The organism is Brevundimonas sp. VNH65 (assembly GCF_049445955.1).
Classification (GTDB): Bacteria; Pseudomonadota; Alphaproteobacteria; order Caulobacterales; family Caulobacteraceae; genus Brevundimonas.
The window spans coordinates 1-16,385 of the sequence record NZ_JBMSDX010000007.1 but is presented as its reverse complement, the minus strand read 5'-3'; the positions used below and the strand labels follow the sequence as shown (position 1 = coordinate 16,385).

The 16,385-nt window shown below is 66.7% G+C and carries 11 protein-coding genes; 4 read left to right on the top strand and 7 right to left on the bottom strand.

Annotation, left to right across the window (positions count from 1 at the left end):
- Positions 1-13: 13 nt before the first annotated feature.
- Together ACO2Q1_RS11690 and ACO2Q1_RS11685 are read right to left on the bottom strand one after the other, a co-directional pair.
- A complete protein-coding gene (locus ACO2Q1_RS11690; RefSeq protein ID WP_423329641.1) occupies positions 14-1,798 on the bottom strand; it encodes an acyl-CoA dehydrogenase C-terminal domain-containing protein in 1,785 nt (594 codons plus the stop codon).
- 5 nt (positions 1,799-1,803) lie between these two features.
- Positions 1,804-2,310 (bottom strand): MerR family transcriptional regulator, encoded by a 507-nt coding sequence (locus tag ACO2Q1_RS11685; protein ID WP_423329640.1) that lies wholly within the window; start codon positions 2,308-2,310, stop codon positions 1,804-1,806.
- Between the two features lie 103 nt (positions 2,311-2,413).
- On the opposite strand from ACO2Q1_RS11685, the gene ACO2Q1_RS11680 reads away from it, so the two are divergent.
- Positions 2,414-2,557 (top strand): DUF2256 domain-containing protein, encoded by a 144-nt coding sequence (locus tag ACO2Q1_RS11680; RefSeq protein ID WP_423329803.1) that lies wholly within the window; start codon positions 2,414-2,416, stop codon positions 2,555-2,557.
- 17 nt (positions 2,558-2,574) lie between these two features.
- Here the strand turns inward: ACO2Q1_RS11680 and ACO2Q1_RS11675 are convergent, their stop codons facing one another.
- On the bottom strand, positions 2,575-3,039 hold the full coding sequence (locus ACO2Q1_RS11675; protein ID WP_423329639.1) for a DoxX family protein: 465 nt from the start codon (positions 3,037-3,039) through the stop codon (positions 2,575-2,577).
- Between the two features lie 206 nt (positions 3,040-3,245).
- Positions 3,246-4,706 carry a protein adenylyltransferase SelO family protein gene (locus ACO2Q1_RS11670; protein WP_423329638.1) on the bottom strand — a complete coding sequence of 487 codons (1,461 nt, stop codon included), beginning with the start codon at positions 4,704-4,706 and terminating at the stop codon, positions 3,246-3,248.
- 206 nt (positions 4,707-4,912) lie between these two features.
- On the opposite strand from ACO2Q1_RS11670, the gene nhaA reads away from it, so the two are divergent.
- Positions 4,913-6,115, top strand: a complete 1,203-nt coding sequence (gene nhaA / locus ACO2Q1_RS11665; RefSeq protein WP_423329637.1) for a Na+/H+ antiporter NhaA — start codon at positions 4,913-4,915, stop codon at positions 6,113-6,115.
- A gap of 229 nt (positions 6,116-6,344) precedes the next feature.
- A complete protein-coding gene (locus ACO2Q1_RS11660; RefSeq protein ID WP_423329636.1) occupies positions 6,345-8,969 on the top strand; it encodes a TonB-dependent receptor in 2,625 nt (874 codons plus the stop codon).
- A gap of 307 nt (positions 8,970-9,276) precedes the next feature.
- Here ACO2Q1_RS11660 and ACO2Q1_RS11655 read toward each other — a convergent pair whose 3' ends face one another.
- Both ACO2Q1_RS11655 and ACO2Q1_RS11650 read right to left on the bottom strand, forming a co-directional pair.
- Entirely contained in the window at positions 9,277-12,468 is a 3,192-nt protein-coding gene (locus ACO2Q1_RS11655) for an efflux RND transporter permease subunit (protein ID WP_423329635.1), read from the bottom strand.
- Positions 12,469-12,478: 10 nt separating this feature from the next.
- On the bottom strand, positions 12,479-13,615 hold the full coding sequence (locus tag ACO2Q1_RS11650; RefSeq protein ID WP_423329634.1) for an efflux RND transporter periplasmic adaptor subunit: 1,137 nt from the start codon (positions 13,613-13,615) through the stop codon (positions 12,479-12,481).
- 195 nt (positions 13,616-13,810) lie between these two features.
- On the opposite strand from ACO2Q1_RS11650, the gene lepA reads away from it, so the two are divergent.
- Positions 13,811-15,619, top strand: a complete 1,809-nt coding sequence (lepA, locus tag ACO2Q1_RS11645; protein ID WP_423329633.1) for a translation elongation factor 4 — start codon at positions 13,811-13,813, stop codon at positions 15,617-15,619.
- A 66-nt stretch (positions 15,620-15,685) separates the two neighbouring features.
- Here the strand turns inward: lepA and ACO2Q1_RS11640 are convergent, their stop codons facing one another.
- Positions 15,686-15,967 carry a hypothetical protein gene (locus ACO2Q1_RS11640; protein ID WP_423329632.1) on the bottom strand — a complete coding sequence of 94 codons (282 nt, stop codon included), beginning with the start codon at positions 15,965-15,967 and terminating at the stop codon, positions 15,686-15,688.
- Positions 15,968-16,385: the final 418 nt, after the last annotated feature.

Here is a 16,385-nt window from a genome sequence, read left to right as displayed (position 1 = left end):
GCCGCCGTCAGGCTCAGAAGGCGTCGGCCGACATGGCCATCAGCACGTCGGCGCCGGTCTTCAGCTTCTTCAGGTGCATGTCCGCCTCGGGCAGGATGCGTTCGACGAAGTAGCGGCCGGTGGCGATCTTGTTGGCGTAGAAGGGGTCGTCCGAACCGCCGTCGATGGCGGCCTGCGCCTTCAGGGCCATCAGCGACCACATATAGGCCAGGGCCGTCACCCCGAAGAGGTTGAGGTATTCGCTGGAGGCGGCGCCGGCGTTGTCCGGGTTGGCCATGCCGTTCTGCATCAGCCACATGGTGCCGTCCTGCAGCTTCTTCTTGGCGTCGGCCAGGCCGTCGATGAAGGGCTTGATCGGGCCCTCGCCGCCGTTTTCGGCCACGAAGGCGTCGATCTCGCCGAACCAGGTCATGATGGCCCGGCCGCCGTTCGACGGCAGTTTTCGGCCGACGAGGTCGAGGGCCTGCACCCCGTTGGTGCCCTCATAGATCATGGTGATGCGCGCATCGCGCAGGTACTGGCTGGCCTGGAAGTGTTCGGTGTAGCCCGAGCCGCCGTGGACCTGCATGCCGAGCGAGGCGGCGTGGAAGCCCTTGTCGGTCAGATAGGCTTTCACGATCGGGGTCAGCAGGGCCATGTAATCCTTGGCCTTGGTCGCCGTGGCCTCGTCGTCGGATTTCTCCAGGTCGGCGTGCAGCGCGGTCCAGAGGATGAAGGCCTGGCCGCCCTCGACGAAGGCCTTGGCCTCCAGCAGCATGCGGCGGACATCGGGATGGACCATGATGGAGTCCGCCGGGCCGTCCGGGTTCTTGGGTCCGGTCAGGCTGCGGCCCTGCAGGCGGTCCCTGGCGAACTCGACGGCGGCCTGATAGGCGGCGGTGCCGATGGCGAGCCCTTGCAGGCCCGTGCCCAGGCGGGCCTCGTTCATGACCACGAACATGTTGTTCATGCCCCGGCCTTCCTCGCCGATCAGCCAGCCGACGGCGTCGTCATACTGCATGACGCAGGTGGCGTTGCCGTGGATGCCCATCTTGTGCTCGAGGCCGGCGCACGTCAGCGAATTGCGCTCGCCGATCGAGCCGTCCTCGTTGACCAGGAACTTGGGCACCAGGAACAGGGACAGGCCCTTGATCCCGGCCGGCGCGCCTTCGACGCGGGCCAGGACGGTGTGGATGATGTTGTCGGTGAAGTCGTGCTCGCCGGCCGAGATCCAGATCTTCTGGCCGGTGATCCGGTAGGTGCCGTCGCCCTGGGGCACGGCCTTGGTGCGGACCATGCCCAGGTCGGTGCCGCACTGGGGCTCGGTCAGGTTCATGGTCCCGCCCCATTCGCCGGTGGCCATCTTGGGCAGGTATTTGGCCTTCAGTTCGTCCGAGGCGCTGGCGTGGATGCCCGCATAGGCGCCGGCTGTCAGGCCCGGATACATCGAGAAGGCCGCTGAGGCGCCGGCCGTGAACTGGCCGAAGGCCGAGGCCAGGACATAGGGCATGCCTTGGCCGCCATAAGCCGGATCGGCGGCCAGCGACGGCCAGCCGGCCTCGACCATGGCGTGATAGGCTTCCTTCCAACCCTTCGGTCCGGTGACGACGCCGCCCTCGGCCCAGTGGCAGCCCTCCTTGTCGCCCGAATGGTTGATCGGGGCGATGACCTCTTCGGCGAACTTGCCGCCTTCCTCGAGGATCTGGGTGACCAGTTCCGAATTGACGTCGGCGAAGCCGGGCTGGTTCGAATAGCGGTCGATATCCAGGACCTCATTGACGATGAAGGTCAGGTCGCGGACGGGGGCTTTGTAGGCCATGAGGCTCAGGCTCTCGCTCTAAAGGGGTGGCGCTGGAACGCCGGGTGATGTTCGTCGTCGTCGTGGTTCAGACGGGATTGCAGCAGACTGGCGTATTCGTCCGCGCCGGGCAGAAGGTCGGGGCGCACATTGGCCAACCGCTCCTCCATGGCCGCGCAGGCCGCCTCGGCCATCTCGATGGCGCCGTCGAGGTCTTCGCGCTGGCGCTTCAGGGTCTCGATCTGGGCGCGGTGGCGGCGCAGGGAAATCGCCATCTGATGGGCGTTGCCGTCCTTGCGGTCGTAGAGATCCAGCATGTCCTGGATTTCCTGCAGGGTGAAGCCGATACGACGGCCCCGCAGGATCAGCTTCAGCCGGGCGCGGTCGCGGGCGCCGTAGACGCGCGTCTGCCCCTTGCGCGCCGGGGTCAGCAGGCCCTTGTCCTCATAGAAGCGAAGGGCGCGCGCCGTGGCGCCGAATTCGCGGCACAGTTGCCGGATGGAGTAGGTGCGATGATCGTCTGCCGTGCCCATGGAGGAATCCATAACCCAAACTTGACGCGGACGTAAAGGGAAGGATTTTGTCTTGGGGCGCAAGCACGTCAATGACGCGGGTCAGGGCCGGGCGGGCAAGCCCCTGAAGGGCACGGCGAAACGCGACCTGCCGCAGAAGACATGCGTCTGCTGCGGCAGGCCGTTCGTCTGGCGGCGCAAGTGGGCGCGCGATTGGGATCAGGTAAAGTTCTGCTCGGACCGATGCCGGGCGACCGGCGCGGCCTGAACGCCAAGCCGAACGTCTCAGCCCAGAAGGGTCTTCGGCTCGCGGGTCACGAGGTTCAGGGCCGACCGACGGCCGATCAACACCGTAGCAGTCAGCGCCATCAGGATCAGATTGACGGCGGCGAGGCCCAGGTCCTGACCGGTCAGATGGACGCCCAGCATCACCGTTTCGAGCATCAGCAGGCCCAGGGCCGCAACCATCAGGATCGGGCCGCCCACGCGCCAGGAGACCAGGGGCGCCAGAACGCCGGCCGCCAGAATGACCTCAGCGATGCCGACGCCCCGGACCAGGTCCGGATCCACGAGGGCGGGCCAGGTCATCAGGGCGGTGAGGGTTTCCATCGACACCGTCAGCTTGGCGTAACCGGCGGCGAAGAAGAACATGGCGATCCAGCCCTGGAAGGTCCAAAGGCCGAGGTTGCGGTAGGTCTCGCACAAGCGAAGCTGCGCCGGGGTGTGGGAAGTCTTGTAGGTCGTGGCCATGGGCGATCCGCAGGATAGGTGCGCCAGAGAAATGCGGGGCAGGGGAAGAACTGTAACAGCAGCGATATCGGTTTCGTCGTCGCTGTCCGCAAGGGTATGGCACGAATTTTCGTCATTGTCATCAGTTGATGACATCAGCTGATGACTTAGAGCGTGGATAAATCGTCCCGAGCCTGAAACACGGGCCTGCAAAGGGCCTTTCGGCGTCAGGCCAGCGCGCGGCGAACCGCATCGATCCGGGCCAGCTTTTTGTGGAAGGGCGACCAGTCGTCGGCGGTGTCGATCGCCGACCAGATAGCCTCCACCTCGTCGATCAGCATGTCTTCGGGCGGGGCGGCGAAGACGGCGGCCTCCAGCCGTTCGGGCCGATCAGGCTCGTGCTCGAACAGGGAGAAGCGGAAGGCGTCGAACGCCTCGCCCTGATACAGCCTGCCTCGCGGGCCGCCGAGCGCGCGGGCCGAGGAGGCGAAGCCGCCGAACCAGTCGTGGAACAGGGGCTCCCAGCCCAGGGCCTCGCCGCCGTCCCGCAGGAGAGACAGGGTCGTGTCGACCAGCCGTTGGTCGGCCGCCTCGCCCAGCGAGCGCACGCCGAGACGACGCAGGAAGGCGGCGCGCAGCTCGGCGATATAGGCGGGGCCGAAACCGTTCAGGGCGTCGGTCAGGGCCTGGACCCGATCCGGAGCGTCACCGACCAACTTCAGGCAGCCTGCGAACTGGGTGAGGTTCCAGAACACCGCCTCCGGCTGGCGGGCGAAGGCGTAAAGGCCGGTCTGGTCGAAATAGGCGGCGGTGAAGGCAGGGTCATAGGCGGGCAGGAACCGCCAGGGGCCGTAGTCGAAACTCTCGCCCGTGACGTTGAGGTTGTCGGTGTTCAGCACCCCGTGGACGAAGCCGGCGGCGACCCAGGCCGCCGCCAGTCGGGCGTTGGCCGCGACCACGGCGCGGAGCAGGTCGGCTGCTTCGCCGGCCGTGACCTCGGGATGGTAGAGGGTCCGCACATGCTCCATCAGGACCTCGATCTGGTCGGTCCGACGATGGAAGGCGGCGCGCTGGAAGGTCCCGAGCCGGATATGGCTGTGTGACAACCGCACCAGGACGGCGGCGCGGGTGGGCGAGGGCTCGTCGTGGCGCTCCAGATGTTCGTCGGTCTCGATCAGCGACAGGGCGCGGCTGGTCGGCACGCCGCGCGCCTCCAGCATGGCCGCCGCCAACACCTCGCGCACGCCGCCCTTGAGCGTCAGCCGTCCGTCGCCGCCGCGCGACCAAGGCGTGGTTCCCGATCCCTTGGTCCCGAGATCCAGGAGGCGTTCTTGGGCGCTATCGCTCGCGACGCGGTCGCTCGGTGCTTGAGCGCGTGTCGGGGTTTCGCGTATCTGCGCGGCGAGGAAGCCCCGGCCGTCGCCGAGGTCCGGATTGTAGTTGCGGAACTGGTGGCCGTGATAGCGCATGGCGATCGGGCCCGGCTGGCCCGGCAGGGGGCTGAAGCGGCCGAAGTGATCGATCCATTCGGCGTCGCCCAGGGCGTCGAGCCCCACCGTCGCCGCCGCGCGGTCGTTGCGGAAGCGCAGTTTCAGCTCGCCGAAGGGGGCGGGGGCGACCGCGTCGCCGAACTCGGGACCCAGCAGGGCGAAGCGCGGGTCGGGGCGGTAGGTGTCGGAAACGGGCATGGCCGACAGGTGAGGCTTCGTCCGACGCGCCGCAAGCGGTTGAACCGTCGCCGTGAGCGGTTATCCTGTCCCCAGAGATCAGGTCGGGCCGCGCGCCCGGCCAGGCCGGCGCCGAACTCCCGACGGGAGGCGCGACGAATCCGGTCCGACGCCCGTCGATAACCTGGCGTCACGACAGCTTCATTTCCCGAAAGGACGAGGTCGCCGTGGCGCGCAAGTTCACTCTCGATTTTCTCAAGACCGAAGCGGCTTCCGGCTCGGTGCTGGCCCTGGCGGCCGTTGCGGCCCTGATCACCGCCAATTCTCCACTCGCGGCCGACTATTTCTACTGGCTGAAAAGCGTTCAGGCGTTCCAGCTGGGTCCGCTGCGGCTGGAGCTGTCGGTCTCGGAATGGATCAAGGAAGGGCTGATGGCGGTCTTCTTCCTGGTCGTCGGCCTGGAGATCAAATACGAGATCCTGCGCGGCGAACTGGCGGATCCGAAGAAGCTGGCCATGCCGGTCCTGGCGGCGTTCGGGGGGATGGCCGGACCGGCCGCGGTCTATCTGGCTCTCAGCGGAACGATGGGCGCGCCGCATGAGGGCTGGCCCATTCCGCTGGCCACGGACATCGCCTTCGCACTGGCCGTGTTCGGCTTCGTCGGACGAGGGCTGCCGTCGTCGCTACGCGTCTTCCTTCTGACTCTGGCCATCGTCGACGACCTGGGCGCCATCGCCCTGATCGCCGTCCTGTTCAGCAGCGGGGCGGACTGGGTCCCTCTGGCCTGGGCCGGCGTCCTGCTGGTCGTCGGCTTCATCGCGGCGCAGCGGATGAAGATCGGGGCCCCCTTCTGGGTGCTGGGCTTTGCGGCGGTGTGGTGGTTGACGGTTCAGTCCGGGCTGTCGACGTCCCTGACCGCCGTGGCCTTCGCCATGATCGTGCCGATCCGTCCGCGCGCCGAGGATCGGCAGAGCCCGCTGAAGGAGGCCATGCACGACCTGCATCCGTGGAACGCCTATCTGGTCCTGCCCCTGTTCGCCTTCGCCAAGGCAGGGGTCTCGTTCGCGGGGGTGAGCCTGGAGCAGATGCTGGCGCCGCTGGTGGTTGCGATCGCCCTGGGCCTGTTCATCGGCAAGCAGATCGGCGTTTTCGGGGCCGCCTGGCTGGCCGCCGCCCTGAAGATCGGCAAACGCCCGACCGACGCCAGCTGGGCCCAGGTCTACGGGGTCAGCCTGCTGTGCGGGGTGGGGTTCACCATGAGCCTGTTCGTCGGCGCCCTGGCCTTCCCTGGGGCGGTCGATTCGCCGGAGCAGGTGCAGGTCAAGCTGGGCGTCATCGGCGGGTCCGTGCTGTCGGCGATCGCGGGGGCGGCGGTGCTCGGTCTGATGCGGTCCAGGCGCAAGGATTTGTCTGAAACCCCCGTGACCTAGGGGCAAGTCTGGTCGGATATTGACCTAGCGTCATCGATTTCTGTCGCTTTTGAGTCACACAGAGGGCCGTGGCGCGAAGGAAACGCGGCCGCGACAAGGCCGCTCCTTGCCGCTGGAACCGGGTTGGATTAGCCAGTTGTCCAGTTCCGACGCCCCGAAAGAGGGTGCGGAAGGGAAACAGGAACGCCGCGCCGCAACGTCGGTCGCGACCATGAGCCGGGAGCCATTCATGCGTCTCACCCAGATTCTTCGCGCCTCCGCGTCCGTCGCGGCGGTGGGAGCCGTCGCCTTCGGATTCGCCGGGGCCGCCAGCGCCCAGGACCAGGATCAGCCCGCCACCGTCGATGACATCATCGTCACCGCCCAGAAGCGCGAGCAGAGCCTGCAGGACGTGCCGATCGTGGTCACGTCGCTGTCGCAGGAAGCCCTGCAGGACGCCGGCGTGCGCGACATCAAGGATCTACAGATCCTGACCCCCGGCCTCATCGTCACCTCGACGACCAATGAATCCGTGACCACCGCCCGTATCCGCGGCGTCGGCACCGTGGCGGACAACCCCGGCATCGAAAGCTCCGTCGGCGTCGTCATCGACGGCGTCTATCGTTCGCGCAACGGCGTCGGTTTCGGCGACCTGGGTGAGATGCAGCGCATCGAGGTCCTGAAAGGCCCGCAAGGCACCCTGTTCGGCAAGAACACCTCGGCCGGCGTCATCAACGTCATTACGGCGGCGCCGTCTTTCACCCCGGGGTTCAACGCCGAGTTCACCGCCGGCAACTATGACGCCTTCGGCGTTTCCGGCTCGGTGACCGGACCGATCACTGACACCCTGGCGATGCGGCTGTACGGCGCCCGTCGGGTTCGGGACGGCTTCTATGACGTCATCGTCGGCGGCGGGCCGCGCACGAACACCGATGACCAGAACCAGGACTTCTCGACCGTTCGCGGTCAGCTGCTTTGGCTGCCCAGCGACGCCACCTCGGTTCGCCTGATCGCCGACTACTCCAACCGCAGCGAATACTGCTGCGTCGCCACTCCGGTGATCCTCGGGCCGACGGCCGCCATCGTCGACGCCCTGTCGGCCGGCGCCGGTGTCGCCGGCCCTCCCTACGGCGCGCAGCCCTTCTCGCGTGAGGCGCGCGCCAACCGCAGCACCGAACAGAAGATCGAGGATCGCGGCGTGTCGGTCGAGGTCAACCATGACCTGAACGATGCGGCCACCCTGACCTCCATCACCGCCTACCGTTCCTGGGAGACGATCAACGGCGGAGACGTCGACTTCTCGGCCGCCGACCTGTTCTATCGTCTGCCGGACGGCAACTTCAGCTTCGGGCTGGACCAGTTCAGCCAGGAGGTCCGACTGGCGGGCCGCACCGACCGCCTCGACTGGCTGGTCGGCGGAATCTACAGCCAGGAAGACCTTTCGCGGAACGACAGCTTCCTGTTCGGCGCCGCCTGGAACGGCTACCTGTCGACCCTGGGCGCGTCCCAGGCCGGCTTCCCCGGCGCGACCGGGACGTTCCTGCGCTGTCTGACCGCGCCGTCGACGCCGATCCCCGTGCCCGGCGTCGGACCTGTTCCAGCCAACCTGCTGTGCGCCAGCCAGGGCTTCGTCGCTCCGGTCGTGGCGGGTCCGCTGTACGCCCCCGGTGATGGCTATCTGGACAAGTACGCCCAGGACTCGAGCTCCTTCGCCCTGTTCACCAACAACAGCTTCCGCGTCACCGAGCAGCTCGAGCTGACCCTGGGTCTGCGCTACACGCGTGAAGAGAAATCCCTCGACACGGCGCAGGACAACATCGGCAACAATGGCCTGCCCTGCGCGGCCGCCCGACTGAACCCGGTCATGGCGCCCGGCCAGCCGCTGAACGCCCTGCTGGGCGGCGGTCTGTGCATCAACCAGACCAACCCCGACTTCGACGGCCGCAACTACACCCAGGACTTCGAGGACGACGACGTCTCGGGTCGCTTCTCGGCGCAGTACCGCTTCAATCCCAGCCTGATGGTCTATGCCTCGGCGGCGCGCGGCTTCAAGTCGGGCGGCTTCAACCTGGAGCGCTCGTCGGCCCCGCGGGCGGCGAACAACACCAGCCCGATCCCGGTCGACGACACCTCGTTCGCCTCCGAGACGGTCGAGAGCTACGAGCTGGGCTTCAAGAGCACCCTGCTGAACCGGACCCTGCTGTTCAACGCGACGGCCTATCAGCAGAACTTCAGCAACTTCCAGCTGAACACCTTCGCCGGCATCGGCTTTATCGTGGAAAGCATCCCCGAGCTCGACACGCGCGGCGTGGACATGGACTTCCTGTGGTTCACGCCGATCGAAGGCCTGTCGATCCAGGGCGGCGCCACCTTCACCGACAGCCAGTACGGCGAGTTCACCGCCGCTGACCTGCAGGTGCCGTCGCGCTTCCCGGCGCTGAGCCTGCTGCCGGGCAACACCGTGTCGTTCGCGCCGGAGTTCACCTCGACCTTGGGCCTGAACTTCGATCGCTCGATCGGAAACGGCCTGCGCGTCGGCTTCAGCCTGTCGGGCAAGTATTCCTCAGAATACAACACCGGTTCCGACCTGCTGCCGGCCAAGGTTCAGGACGCCTTCAGCCTGTTCAACGGCCGCATCAGCCTGGGCAGCGAAAACGATCGGTGGACCCTGGAGGTCTGGGGCCAGAACCTGACCGACGAGGAATACTATCAGGTCGTGTTCAACGTCCCGCTGCAGGGCTCGTCCTTCTCGACGCTGCAGACCAGCGGTCAGTACGCCGGCAGCTTCTATAACCCGGCCGCCGACACGACGACCTACAACGCCTTCCTGGGCCAGCCGCGCACCTTCGGCGCGACCCTGCGCTTCAAGTACTGATCCGCTCGCAGAGGGCGGATGCGAAGCCGGCCGGGGGCGACCCCGGCCGGTTTTGTTTTTGGGCGTATTCTACGCAGAGAGCCGCCGGAGCGGCCGGTCGGAGCTGGGCCCTTTCCCTGCCGAGCCGCCGGTTGGATGTGTGGCGCCTCTCGCCGCCCAATCTGGCGCAGGCCGGGGTTCAGATGGCGAGCTTCATCCCGCGTGCGCGTCGATGAGGCGGCAGATCCCTGCGCCCCATCTCAACTGCCCCGGACCTCGATCTGGATCCCGGCCTTCGCCGGGATGCACCGGGGCGAGGGGCCGACCGCTACTCGACCGTCGGCGTCTCTTCGTGGTGCTGGCCGCCGAACAGGCGGTTGAGGCGGCGTTCGCCGCGGACCTTCAGGCCGTCGATCAGGCTGAACACCACCGGTACGAACACCAGGCTGAGGCCGGTCGAGGTGATCAGGCCACCGATGACCGCGATGGCCATGGGACTGCGGAAGGCGGTGCCTTCGCCCAAAGCCGCCGCAATGGGAAGCATGCCCAGACCCATGGCCATGGTCGTCATGATGATCGGCCGCGCCCGCTTGTGGGCGGCGTCCATCAGGGCGTCGTGACGGTTCATCCCCTTGGCCATGGCCATGATGGCGTAGTCGACCAGCAGGATGGAGTTCTTCGCCGCGATCCCGGTCAGCATGATGATGCCGATCAGGGCGGGCATGGACATCGACTTGCCGGTGATCAGCAGGGCGAAGAAGGCGCCGCCGAACGACACAGGCAGGGCCGCCAGGATGGTGATCGGGTGGAAGAAGCTGCCGAACAGCAGCACCAGCACGATGTACATCAGCAGGATGCCGGTCACGATGGCGAAGGCGAAGCCCGCGCCGAGTTCGGCGAAGCTTTCGGCGTCGCCGCTGGCCTGCTCCATCACGCCCTCGGGCAGGTTCTTCATCGCCGGCAGTTCCTGGATGGCCGCTGTCGCCTCGGTCAGGGTCGTGCCCGTCAGTTCGGCGTTGATGTTGGCCACGCGTCGGCGATCCAGACGATCGATCTGGTTCGGACCGGCGCCGAAGGAGATGTCGGCCACGGCCGAAAGCGGCACCAGAGCCCCTGAGGCCGTGGGGACCTTGAGGTTCTCGATCACCCCCAGGCTGGAGCGGGCGTCTTCGCGCAGCATGACGCGGATCGGCACCTGACGGTCGCCCAGGTTGAACTTGGGCAGCAGTTGATCGGCGTCGCCGAGGGTTGCCACGCGGGCCACCTGGCTGATGTCGGCCGAGGAGACGCCCTGCAGGGCGGCGACGTCGGCCTTGGGCGTGATCAGGATTTCCGGCCGGACCAGGGCCGAGGAGGAGGCCACGTTGGAGAGGCCCGGCACTGACCGCATCTCGCGTTCCAGCCGGGCTGCGGCCGGATCCAGGGTCGCCGGATCGTCGCCGACCAGGGCCACGGTCATCACCCCCGAGCCGCTGCCGGCCTGGCCGAACTGGATGCGGGCGCCGGGGATCTGGCGAATGATGGGGCTCATCCGCTGTTCGAACGCCTGTTGGCTGACGTCACGGTCGGCGCGCTTGACCAGGTTGATGGTGATATTGGCCTTGCGCACCTCGCCGGCGCCGCCGCCGCCGCCAGGCCCGAAGGTGACGGTGGCCGAACCGATCGAGGAATAGACGGACTTCACCTCGGGCTGTTTCAACAGTTCCTGGTTGATGCGCTGGGCGGCGCGGTCAGTCTCTTCCAGCGTCGTGCCCGGCGCGAACTGAACCGTCAGGGTCGAGCGGGAGATGTCCTCGACCGGGATGAACTCGCCGGGAAGCATGGCGGCCAGACCGATCGAGAAGATGAAGAACAGGGTCCCCATCCCCAGCACCCAGATACGGTGGTCGAACAGGCGATAGACGACCTTGCGGCGGAGGAAGGGGCCACGACGCGCATCGTGGTCGGCTTTCAGTTTCGCCGGGGCTGAGTTGCCCAGGCACCAGTCGAGGGCGCGCAGATAGGGCGCCATCCAGCGCGGGTCGCCGTGCTCCTTGCCCTGGTCGCGCTTCAGCAGATAGGCGCCCATCAGGGGCGTCAGGGTTCGCGCCACCAGCAGGGAGAACAGGACGCTGACGCAGGTGGCGATGGCGAAGCTGCGGAAGAACTGGCCGACGATGCCGGGCATGAAACCGGTCGGAGCGAAGACGGCGACCAGGGTCGCGGTGGTGGCCATCACCGCCAGGCCGATCTCGTCGGCGGCCTCGATGGCGGCGGGATAGGGCGCCTTGCCGTCGCGGATGTGCCGGACGATGTTCTCGATCTCAACGATGGCGTCGTCGACCAGGATGCCGATGGTCAGCGACAGGGCCAGCAGGGTCACTACGTTGAGCGACTGGCCGGTCATGTCCATGATCCAGAAGGTCGGGATCAGCGACAGGGGCATGGCGATGGCGGCGATCAGGGTGGCGCGCCAGTCGCGCAGGAAGACGAAGACCACGGCGATGGCCAGAAGGGCGCCCAGGACCAGGGCCTCGACCGAGGCGTGGAAGTTGTTGATGACGTCCTGGGTGGTGTTGGCCACCTCCTCGATCGTCACATCGGCGCGTTCGTCGTCCAGCTTTTCGATGGCGGCTTTGGTCGCATCATAGACGCCGACCTCCGACGAGCCGATGGCGCGGGAGATGCCGAAGCCCACGACCTCGTCGCCGTTGAAGCGGGCGCGGCCGCGCTGTTCGGACCACTCGTCCGTGACCTCGCCCAGATCGCCGAGGCGCACAGTGCGGCCGCCGACCGGGATCAGGGTCTCGCGCAGTTGCTCGATCGACTTGGCCGAACCGACGGTGCGGATCGACTGCTCCTCGCCGCCGATCTCCCCCCGCCCGCCGGGCAGGTTGATGTTCTGGGCGCGCAGCTGGTTCGACACGGCCGCGGCCGTGACGCCGGCCGCCTCCAGCCGGGCGGGGTCCAGCTTGATGCGGACCTCGCGCGTCACCCCGCCGTCCCGGCTGACCTGGCTGACGCCCTTCACCGAGAGCAGCCGCTTGGCGACGGTGTTGTCGATGAACCAGCTCAGCTCCTCCGGGCTCATGCCCGGGGCGCGGACCATGTAGTTGGCGAAGGGGATGGAGGTGAACTCGATCCGCTGGACGATGGGCTCCTGGACGTCGGCAGGCAGGTTCTGGCGCACGCCCGAGACGGCGTTGCGGACATCATTGGTGACCTTTTCCAGATCGACGCCCAGCTGGAACTCGATGGCGGTGGTCGAGACGCTCTCGTTCACCGTGGAGTTTATATGGCGCACCTGGCCGAGGCCCGCCACCGCGTCCTCAATCAGGCGGGTGACCTGGGTCTCCATCTCGGTCGGGGCGGCGCCCGACTGGACCACCGTCACGGCGACGACCGGCAGATCGACGTCGGGGAAGTTGTTGGTCCGCAGCTTGAAGTAGCTGGACAGGCCCGCCACCGTCAGGACGACGAACATCAGGATGACGGGGATCGGGTTCTTGATCGCCCAGGAGGAGAGGTTCTGAAAGCCCATGACGGCGGCCTCAGCGTTGGGGCTGGGCGGCGGGGGCGGTCGTCGGCTCGCCGGCCGCCGCCGTCGTCACCGTCACCAGATCTCCGTCGCCGAGGAAGCCGGCGCCGGAGACGACGACCCTCTGACCGGCGTTCAGCCCCTGGCTCACCACGATCAGGTCGCCCGCGCGGGAGCCGGTCTGAACCGGGGCGAAGCGGACGGCGCTGTTCGCACCGATGACGTAAACGCCGGCCCGGCCCTCGCGGTAGACGATGGCGGCGCCGGGGATGGTGAGAGACGCCTGCTCGCCGACGTCGATGGTGGCGCGGGCGAAGTTGCCCGGGCGCAGGCCGCTGCCGGGGTTCAGGGCCACGCGGGCGACGCCCAGACGGCTCTGAGGATCTACCTGGGGCGTGACGATGCGGACGTTTCCGCCGATCGTGCGCGGCTCGGCCTGGCCGTTCTGATCCGCGACGATGGAGGCGGACTGGCCGGCGCGGACGAGGGGCATCTCGGTTTCCGGCACCTGAGCGTTCAGCTCCAGCCGGCCGTCGCGGACGATGGTGAACAGCTCGGACCCGGCCTGAATGATCTGGCCCTTGGTGACGCTGCGGCTGGCGATCTGGCCGGCGACGGGCGCGCGGATGGTGGCCTGATTGACGCGGGTCTGGGTCTCGCTGAGGGCGGCGCGGGCGGCGGCCAGATTAGCGGCGGCGGAGCGTTGATTGGCCAGGGCGGTGTCCAGCGAGGCCTGGCTGAGGAAGCCCTTCTGTTTCAGCTCCTGGGCGCGGGCCAGGGCGGCGTCGTCGCGCGCCAGATTGGCCTCGGCGGTCTGGACCTGGGCCTGCTGCTGCCGCAGCTGGGCGCGCAGCAGGACGTCGTTCATCTGCACCAGGGGCTGGCCCTGCCGGACCCAGGCGCCCTCGTCCACGAACAGGGCGACGGCGGTCAGGCCGCCGGTCTCGGCGCCGACGGGCACCATCTCCCAGGCCTCGACCGTGCCGGAGGCGACGACGGTGCGGGCCAGGTTCGCCTGGGTCGCCGTGGCGGCGGTCACCGTCTGGCGCTGGGGCGCGGTCGCCTTCTTTTCATCGCCGCCGCCGCAGGCCGCGAGCGTCAACGCCAGGCCGACAAGCGCGCCGGCGGGGAGGAGGGAGCGGATCGTCACGTGGGAAGGTCCTGTGATCGTCAGACGTTCGAGGAAGCCGCCTCACATAGCCGATGCCGCGGCGTTCTCCTATGGTTGCAAGCGGGGCCGCAGGTCGGATTACACCGTTGTAATCCGTAACGGGGGCAGGTGCTCAAGCGGCCGCCGACCCGCCGCATTGGCCAAACCGGCGGGTCATGCTAACCGCGCGGCCAAATGACCACGCCCCCCACCGACCGTATCCGCAACTTCTCCATCGTGGCCCACATCGACCACGGGAAGTCCACCCTGTCCGACCGGCTGATTCAATTCACCGGAGGCCTGACCGCGCGCGAGATGAGCGCGCAGGTTCTGGACAATATGGAGATCGAGAAGGAGCGGGGAATTACGATCAAGGCCCAGACTGTCAGACTAGCCTATAGGGCCAGGGATGGCCAGGAATATATTCTCAATCTGATGGACACGCCGGGGCACGTGGACTTCGCCTATGAGGTGTCGCGGTCGCTGGCGGCGTGCGAGGGATCGCTGCTGGTCGTGGACGCGTCGCAGGGGGTTGAGGCCCAGACCCTGGCCAATGTCTATCAGGCGATCGACAACAATCACGAGATTGTCCCCGTCCTGAACAAGATCGATCTGCCGGCGGCCGAGCCGGAGCGGGTCAAGGCCCAGATCGAGGAGGTCATCGGCCTGGACGCCTCGGACGCCGTGGAATGCTCGGCCAAGTCGGGGCTGGGCATCGAGGAGGTGCTGGAGGCCATCGTCACCCGCCTGCCGCCGCCCAAGGGCGATCCGGACAAGCCGCTGAAGGCCATGCTGGTCGACGCCTGGTACGACCCCTATCTGGGCGTGGTCCTGCTGGTGCGGGTGTTCGACGGCCGGCTGAGCGCGGGCCAGCGGGTCAAGTTCATGCAGAACGGCTCGACCCACCTGGTCGACCGCGTCGGCGTCTTCCTGCCCAAGAACACCCCGGTCGAGAGCCTGGGGCCGGGCGAGGTCGGCTTCATCACCGCCCAGATCAAGGAGGTCGCCCACGCCGCCGTCGGCGACACCATCACCGACGAGAAACGCCCGACCGACGCCCCGCTGAAGGGGTTCAAGGAGGTGCAGTCGGTGGTGTTCTGCGGCCTGTTCCCGGTGGACGCGGCCGATTTCGAGGACCTGCGCGCCGCCATCGGCAAGCTGCGTCTGAACGACGCCAGCTTCACCTATGAGATGGAATCCAGCGCCGCCCTGGGCTTCGGCTTCCGCTGCGGCTTCCTGGGTCTGCTGCATCTGGAGATCATCCAGGAGCGCCTGAGCCGCGAGTTCAACCTGGACCTGATCGCAACGGCGCCCAGCGTCGTCTACAAGATCAAACAGCGCGACGGCACCGAGATCGACCTGCACAACCCGGCCGACCTGCCCGACGTGATGCAGATCGACACGATCAGCGAACCCTGGATCAAGGCCACCATCCTGACGCCCGAGGAATATCTGGGCGGGGTGATCAAGCTGTGTCAGGACCGGCGCGGCGAGCAGAAGGAACTGACCTGGGTCGGGACCCGGGCCATGGTGGTCTATGAGCTGCCGCTGAACGAGGTGGTGTTCGACTTCTATGACCGGCTGAAGTCCATCTCCAAGGGTTACGCCTCATTCGACTATGAGATCATCGACTATCGCGAGGGCGACCTGGTGAAGATGTCGATCCTGGTCAACGCCGAGCCGGTCGACGCCCTGTCGATGCTGGTCCACCGCGCCCGCGCCGAGACGCGCGGCCGGGGCATGGTCGAGAAGATGAAGGAGCTGATCCCGCCCCACATGTTCGTCATCCCGATCCAGGCCGCCATCGGCGGCAAGATCATCGCGCGGGAGACGGTGCGGGCGCTGCGCAAGGACGTGACGAGCAAGTGCTACGGCGGCGACGCGACGCGGAAGAAGAAGCTGCTGGAGAAGCAGAAGGCCGGCAAGAAGCGCATGCGCCAGTTCGGCAAGGTCGAGATCCCGCAGGAGGCGTTCATCGCGGCGCTGAAGATGGACGAGGATTGAGGACCCGCATCACTGTCAGGCTGCGCTTGACACGTTCACACCGCTCTTTGCGCGGGTGGGATTGGCCTAATCCGTGTGAGACACGCGTTCTCCAATCCAACTGTTGCGATACACCTTGAAAACATCCGGGGGAGGATGCGGCATGAAGACGGCATTTTCTTCGACCAGCCAACGATGCCAGTCTGCGACAGCTTTTTGGATCGCTTCATCTTTAGTCTCAGCCTTGACTGACCATGGCGAGGTGTCATTTCCGTCCGGATCCCAGAGCAGGATGACCCAACACTGATCAAGGAGCGCAGTATAGCTGACCGCTTCCGTTTGTGTTGTTGGTCGATGATCGTGATCCATCTTCCGTCTCCAGAACGTTGATCTGTTGGCTAACGGTGGGGCTTGGAAAACCTATCATGGAAATATGATCTCGATGCTACTTAAAGTGCGTTCTTGGTCTTAGAACGTGGTTCTGAATGTCGCCGGCTCGAGCATGACCTACACCTCTAGCGGCGTGTTAGGATGAATCGTGCTGGCACCGCGAATGGCCTTGACCTCGATCGGGCGAACAGCGTGTTGCCATTGTGTTCCGGCCAGGTCATGATCGCATCATGATCGACATTGCTCCCGCACATCGCCGGTCGTTCGAGCTGACGTGACCCCCTGAAACTCCTCCAGGAATAGCTAGAGTCCGCCCCTCGAAAGGACGGACAGAATGAAGCGGTCACGGTTCACGGAAGAGCAGATCATCGGGATCCTGCGGGAGCAGGAGGCCGGT